Below are 6196 nucleotides of genomic sequence, written 5' to 3'. Positions count from 1 at the left end.
GGGCATGGTCTGGGCTATACCATAAGACGCTATAGTCGAATATGGCCCCATTAGATAGGAAAAACTGGTTGATCAATTCTAAGCCATAGGTTTCGGGCGAACACTCCAGGTAGCTAGCAACTTCAACGCCCATTTGTTTCACCTGAAAGAAGGCGTTTGAAAAGCTAGGAGTCAGGTCTAAGTTATCTTCCAAGTAGGTGAAAATAGACCCTCTAGCAATTTGCTCGTTCATATAACGGACGTATTTCTTTCTAAAGTAAGACTTTTCATAGGAATGAATTTCCCCTTTAATATATCGGGTCCGTTCTACCATATAAATATCTTCATCCGGGTCACATTCAAGGTATTCTTGAATAGTAGCGTCCGGTTTAATGATTTCAACCTTAACCACCCGACTCACAATGGTCGCACCGAATAGGGTTCGACTCAGCCCTTCAGGTCGGTTTAAGTTGATTTTTCCTGGAATATGGACATCTCGTACAAATATACCCGATCCTTGAACCTGATAAATTTGCCCTTTGGCTTCTAGAATATCTAGAGCCTTGATGATGGTTGACTTGCTGGCATTGAAATCAATGGCCATCTCATCAATTACTGGTAATTTATCGTGTCGTTTCATCTGGTTGTCTACAATGTAGTTGGTGATTTCCTGTGCTATTTTTTTATATTTAACCATGAAACCACCTCCCAATTATTAAGTTAAATCACTACCGTTATTCGCAATCACTCCTTGGTACCAGAAGAATGAATCTTTTCGGTAACGGGTTAAAGTGCCCACTTGTTCATCATCACGGTCTACATAAATGAAGCCGTAACGTTTACGAATCCCTTCGTGGGTTGAAATCAAGTCAATGGCTGACCAAGGATTGTAACCTAGCATCTCTACCCCATCTCCAACAGCTAATTTCATTTGCTCAATGTGGGTTCGTAGGTAGTTGATTCGGTAGTCATCGTGAATCTTGCCATCTGCTGTCAGCTCATCGTAAGCACCCAGGCCATTTTCCGTAATTAAAATCGGTAAGTGGTAGCGTGAGTATATTTCTCGAAGTGTGGCTCTAAAGCCGATTGGGTCAATTTCCCAGCCAAATTCAGTTTTTGGTAAGAATTCGTTGTCTACCCCAAGGAACATGTTTTCTAAACCAGAATTTTCTTGTTGACTCTTGAATTCAACTTTGCCAGATTCAGGTGCTTCATAAGCTTTCACTGTTAATGTATTGTAGTAATTAATCCCTAAGAAGTCCGGTTTAGCGTTGGCTAAGGATTCAAAATCACCATCTACAATATCTGGCAAGGCGTCTTGGCTTTCTAACCAAGTCCAAACTAAGTTGTTATACTTACCGTAAACGGCCATATCAAGGTATAACCAGTTTCTGATGGCATTGGCATTTTGCGCTGCAAGTGTATCTTCAGGGTTCATGCTGGCTGCATAAGCGATGGCGATATTTGGTGCTGGCGCAATTTTCGCTTCTGGTAACTGCTGGTGACAAATTTCCATTGCCTTGGCTTGAGCAACCAACATATGGTGGTTTTGTTGGTAAATTTCTTTGGTCACATTCTCAGTACCTTCAGGAACACGTAAAGTACCAATCACATTACCAACTAGTGTTAACATATTTTGTTCGTTAATAGTTAACCAGTATTTCACTCGGTCCCCATAATTATCGAAGAGTAGCTTGGCATAGTCGACAAACCATTCAACTGAATCACGGTTACCCCATGATCCACGTGCATCTAAGGCAGCTGGCATATCAAAATGGAACATGGTGATAATCGGTTCAATGCCATATTTCAAACATTCATCGATTAAGTCTGAATAGAAGTCTAAGCCTTCTTGGTTCGCTTGTCCTGTCCCTTCAGGAATCACCCGTGACCATGAGATGGAGAATCGGTATGACCTAAAGCCCATTTCTGCCATCAACGCGATATCCTCTTTAAATTTATGGTAGTGGTCCACTGATACTGTTAAACCAGCTGTCCCTTCAGGCAATTCTTTCGTATCTTGACTAGAAGGCCCTTTCCCATTCGTTAAACTCGCACCCTCAACTTGGTAAGCTGACGTTGATGCACCCCAGAAAAATTCTTTAGGAAATTCAATACTTTCTTTACTCATTCAACCATCTCCACCTCTCTATTTAGATGACACCGCTTTCATTATTTCCGAAAAAAATATTGCCCTCAAAAATCTGATCTGCACGAACAAATGAATTGTCATCTCTGAAAATAATTATAAGGGTACAAAATGATTCAGTCAATAGAAATCGCTTACACATTAAAAATATTTTCAAGATTTAATTGCAAAAAAAAGACCTGTAGTCTTATCCTACAAGCCTTAAACCTACAAAAATGTTGATAATTTTTCTGCTTCCTTAATCTGTTAACTCACTATAGTCATGATTTAGAACATCGACGTACTCAAAAGCCCCATCCTGGTAATCGAAAATCAAAGCTGAACAGTTTGTAAAACCAATTTCTTTTGAAATAGAGCCTTCAAAGTTGGTTTTATCTTTAAAGAATTGTGCGATGGCAGCTCCGTGACTAACAATTAAGACCGTTTGGTCGGGATGCTTGTCCGCAATCCCTTTGACTGCTTGACTAATTCGCTCTCTAAAGTCCACTTCCCTTTCACCACCATATCCGGCAAAAAAATCCCCGTATGGTAAAGGTGGGTTCAAGTGTTCAGACTCTGCTTCAAAAGACCCAAAATCCCATTCCTTCAATTCTTTCAACCGTTGGTAATCTTTATCTTGCCCGTAAACAATTTCTAATGTATCACTAGCACGCTCTGATGTCGAAGAATAAGCCACATGGAAAGTAATCCCTTCATTTTTAAAATGGTCCCGAGCAAGTTCAGCTTGGCGAATCCCCTTAGCAGTTAGTGGTGAATCCGATGCCCCTTGGATCTTATGCAGCTTGTTAAATAATGTTTGCCCGTGGCGCATTAAGTATATTTTTGTTGTCATAGTTACTCGTCCCCCGTTCAAAATTTCGTATATCATGATAATAATAGATTAGGAATGCGTTTTCAATTATTTCACTAAAAGGATAACTGCAGAATTCACAAGAAATGTTGATAAACAATGCTATTTGGTTACAAATTTGTTAGAATATACTTAGAGCTATGATTACAGGAGGGTAAATGATGAGCTTTAAACCAATAAGTGAAACTGTTGATTTTGATGTGATCAAGTCACATGCAAAGTTAACTGATGAAGAGAATGCAATTAAAGAAGCGGGCGATGAAGAATTACGTGCAATTATGTCTGGTGAGGACGACCGTTTCTTATTAATTATCGGACCATGTTCCGCTGATAACGAGGAAGCAGTAGTTGAATATGCACACCGTTTAGCCAAATTACAAGAAGAAGTGAAAGATAAAGTCTTTATTGTACAACGTGTTTATACCAACAAACCACGTACAAATGGTGACGGTTATAAAGGCATGTTACACCAACAAGATCCAACTGGTGAAACAAGCTTAATCCGCGGTATGAAAGCTGTTCGTAACATGCACCGTCGTGTTATCACTGAAACAGGCATGACAACTGCAGACGAAATGTTATACCCAGATAACTTACAATTTGTTGAAGACTTAGTATCTTATCACGCTGTAGGTGCTCGTTCTGTTGAAAACCAACAACACCGTTTCGTTGCTTCTGGTTTAGACTGCCCTGTTGGTTTAAAAAACCCGACATCAGGTAACCTAACTGTGACCTTTAACGCCCTGCATGCGGCGCAAAAACCACAAGAGTTAATGTATTCAGGTCAAGAAGTATTAACAAGTGGTAACCCTTATGCCCATATTATCTTGCGTGGGGGTACACTTGAAAATAAAGAAGTAGTGCCAAACTACCACTACGAAGACCTAATAAAAACCATCAATAACTACAAAAAAGAAGACTACCATAACCCATTTGTTGTGATCGACACAAACCATGACAACTCTGGTAAAAACTACTTGGATCAAATCCGAATAGTTCAAGAAGTCTTACAAAACCGTCAATGGAACGAAGACATCAAAGCTTACGTTCGCGGTTTCATGATCGAATCATACTTACAAGATGGCCGTCAAGAACCAGGTGGCGACGTATTTGGCCAATCAATCACTGATCCATGTCTAGGTTGGGAAAAATCAGAACAATTAGTACGTTACATCGCCGAAAATGTTTAAAAATGTATCATAACAAACAAGAAAAAACGAGCTCATGAATTTTTTAATTCAAGTAGCTCGTTTTTTTGATAACGTTCACGAATTGACGAATATTTCTATATAACTGCAGATAGGTCAGATATTATTCAACTTGTGCAAAACCGTAGTCATCCCATGCAGGTACTTGACCACCGTGATATACCTCGTCAATTAAAGTTGCCGTTTCTTCTGTTTGGTATATTTCTACAATTTGTTTAAATGTTTCATTATCAGCTTCATCTGTTCTAGCAGCAATTACATTAATATATTGTTGAGCTGATTCAGAATTTGGCTCTAAGAATAAGGCATCCTCTTGAGGATAGTAACCTGCGTCCACTGCATAACCACCATTAATCACTGAGAAGTCAACATCGTTAACTGAACGGGCAGTTTGTGCTGCATCAACTTCTTGAATATCTAAATTATACGGATTCTCTGTAATATCATCAACAGTTGGTGTAAATGATGCAGACGCTTCTTCATCAAGTGTGATAAAGCCAGCCTCTTGTAATAGGTTTAAAGCACGACCACCATTCGTTACATCATTTGGAATGGCCACTGATTGTCCTTCACCAATTTCTTCAATTGATTCATGTTTTTCAGAATAAATCCCTAGAGGCGTAATGATTGTATTACCGATTGGCGTGAAATCATTCCCAGAAGCTTCCTCATAGTTATTCATGAAGATGATTGTTTGAAATGAATTCAAATCAACTGAACCGTCTGCTAATGCGTCATTGGGTGTATTATAGTCATTAAATTTAACCAACTCAATATCTATATCGTATTCTTCTTTAGCTCGTTCAGCGACGCTATCCCAAACTGTTGTATCATCACCTACAAGGCCAACTTTTACGGTGGTATCTTCCCCACTACCACATGCAGCTAAAAGCAATGAAGCACCTAAAGTAAATCCAATTAATTTAACCAATTTTTTCATCATTATTTCCTCTTTTCATTTTCCTATTTTTTCAATAAAAAAGACCTTAGTCCAAACAGCTAAACTAGCTATCTCGACTAAGGACGTATTTCACGTGGTACCACCTTAATTCAGAAAGAACTTCTTTCCCTTATCCCCGCATCATATTAAAAATATAAAATAGGGCTAGCGGATAACGGCGCCACACGAGTTCATCTTATGACGAATTGTCACTCGAATCACTTCAACCTCAAGGACCATCTTCAATGCTTATCAATAGTTTCTTTCACCAAACGAAACCTCTCTTAAATTGATGCCTATTTACTTATCCCGTCTTCGGTAATGTCTAACTAAATAATAGCTAAATCACTTTACCCTGTCAATGACAGGGAGATTCTGAATTTATATCAAAATTAATCGAAATTAACTATCACATTTCCTGCAACTTATTTTTGAAAAAATAGCCACCCTTTTCCAAATCAAAAAAGTTGAATAATTCGTCTCTTCAGACACCTTCTCCAACGCTTGTTATCTATATTTCGTAATCAAAAACCTTTTCTGAATTATTGATAATAAAACTAATCAATTGAACTGCTTCGATAAGTGTAGTATACAATATCCCTTTCTGTCAGCAAGGTATTTAATTTGTTGAAATTCTTATCTACCGGACAATTTGGCTTTCAAAAACCTGCCATTTTTCGTCCATAAAAAAAGAGAACCATCAGCAGACAGTTCCCACATAATATATCGTTATCGCTTAACCAAATTAAATTTTATCAAACATCTCCGCTAAATAACGGTAAGATTGTAGCCGTTTCTCTTCATCAAAAATCGGCGCATAAACTAAAATTTCGTCTATACCAAGCGTTTCAATTTCATCATCCAGAATGGCTTTCACCGTTTCTTTAGACCCCTTGATAATAAATCGTTTAGCTAAGTAGTCCTCTAACAAGGCTTGAGCCCCAGCACCTAAACTGTAGTCTTTAGCCTCTTCAGGACTCATATTCGGCAAGAGTTGACCAGTTCGAATCCCCATTTGCATCAATTCAATGGGTTTAGCTAAATAATCTGCTTCCTCATCTGTTTCGCCC

Annotated in this window: 5 protein-coding genes, 1 pseudogene and 1 other annotated feature; of the genes and pseudogenes, 1 reads left to right on the top strand and 5 read right to left on the bottom strand. The window is 38.6% G+C overall.

The window, feature by feature from the left end; translation table 11 throughout:
- The 3 genes from ACRCJ0_RS08645 to ACRCJ0_RS08635 all read right to left on the bottom strand — a co-directional run.
- On the bottom strand, positions 1 to 676 hold a 676-nt coding region (locus ACRCJ0_RS08645; protein ID WP_431390195.1), incomplete at its 3' end, for a GntR family transcriptional regulator.
- 18 nt (positions 677 to 694) lie between these two features.
- Positions 695 to 2110, bottom strand: coding sequence for a glycoside hydrolase family 1 protein (locus ACRCJ0_RS08640; protein ID WP_431390194.1), 1416 nt, complete (start codon positions 2108 to 2110; stop codon positions 695 to 697).
- Positions 2111 to 2366: 256 nt separating this feature from the next.
- Positions 2367 to 2960, bottom strand: a complete 594-nt coding sequence (locus ACRCJ0_RS08635) for a histidine phosphatase family protein (RefSeq protein WP_431390193.1) — start codon at positions 2958 to 2960, stop codon at positions 2367 to 2369.
- A gap of 179 nt (positions 2961 to 3139) precedes the next feature.
- Between ACRCJ0_RS08635 and ACRCJ0_RS08630 the strand changes: the two genes are divergently transcribed.
- A complete protein-coding gene (locus tag ACRCJ0_RS08630) occupies positions 3140 to 4168 on the top strand; it encodes a 3-deoxy-7-phosphoheptulonate synthase (protein ID WP_431390197.1) in 1029 nt (342 codons plus the stop codon).
- Positions 4169 to 4289: 121 nt separating this feature from the next.
- On the opposite strand, the gene ACRCJ0_RS08625 is transcribed toward ACRCJ0_RS08630, so the two are convergent.
- Both ACRCJ0_RS08625 and ACRCJ0_RS08620 read right to left on the bottom strand, forming a co-directional pair.
- Positions 4290 to 5126 (bottom strand): MetQ/NlpA family ABC transporter substrate-binding protein, encoded by an 837-nt coding sequence (locus ACRCJ0_RS08625; RefSeq protein ID WP_431390196.1) that lies wholly within the window; start codon positions 5124 to 5126, stop codon positions 4290 to 4292.
- Positions 5127 to 5202: 76 nt separating this feature from the next.
- Positions 5203 to 5451: a binding site (T-box leader), on the bottom strand.
- A gap of 420 nt (positions 5452 to 5871) precedes the next feature.
- Positions 5872 to 6196, bottom strand: a pseudogene (locus ACRCJ0_RS08620) (LLM class flavin-dependent oxidoreductase); the annotation flags it as partial.

The sequence above is a fragment of the Aerococcus sp. L_32 genome (assembly GCF_050689315.1).
The sequence above is the reverse complement of the archived record's forward strand: the minus strand, read 5'-3'. Positions and strand labels throughout refer to the sequence as shown.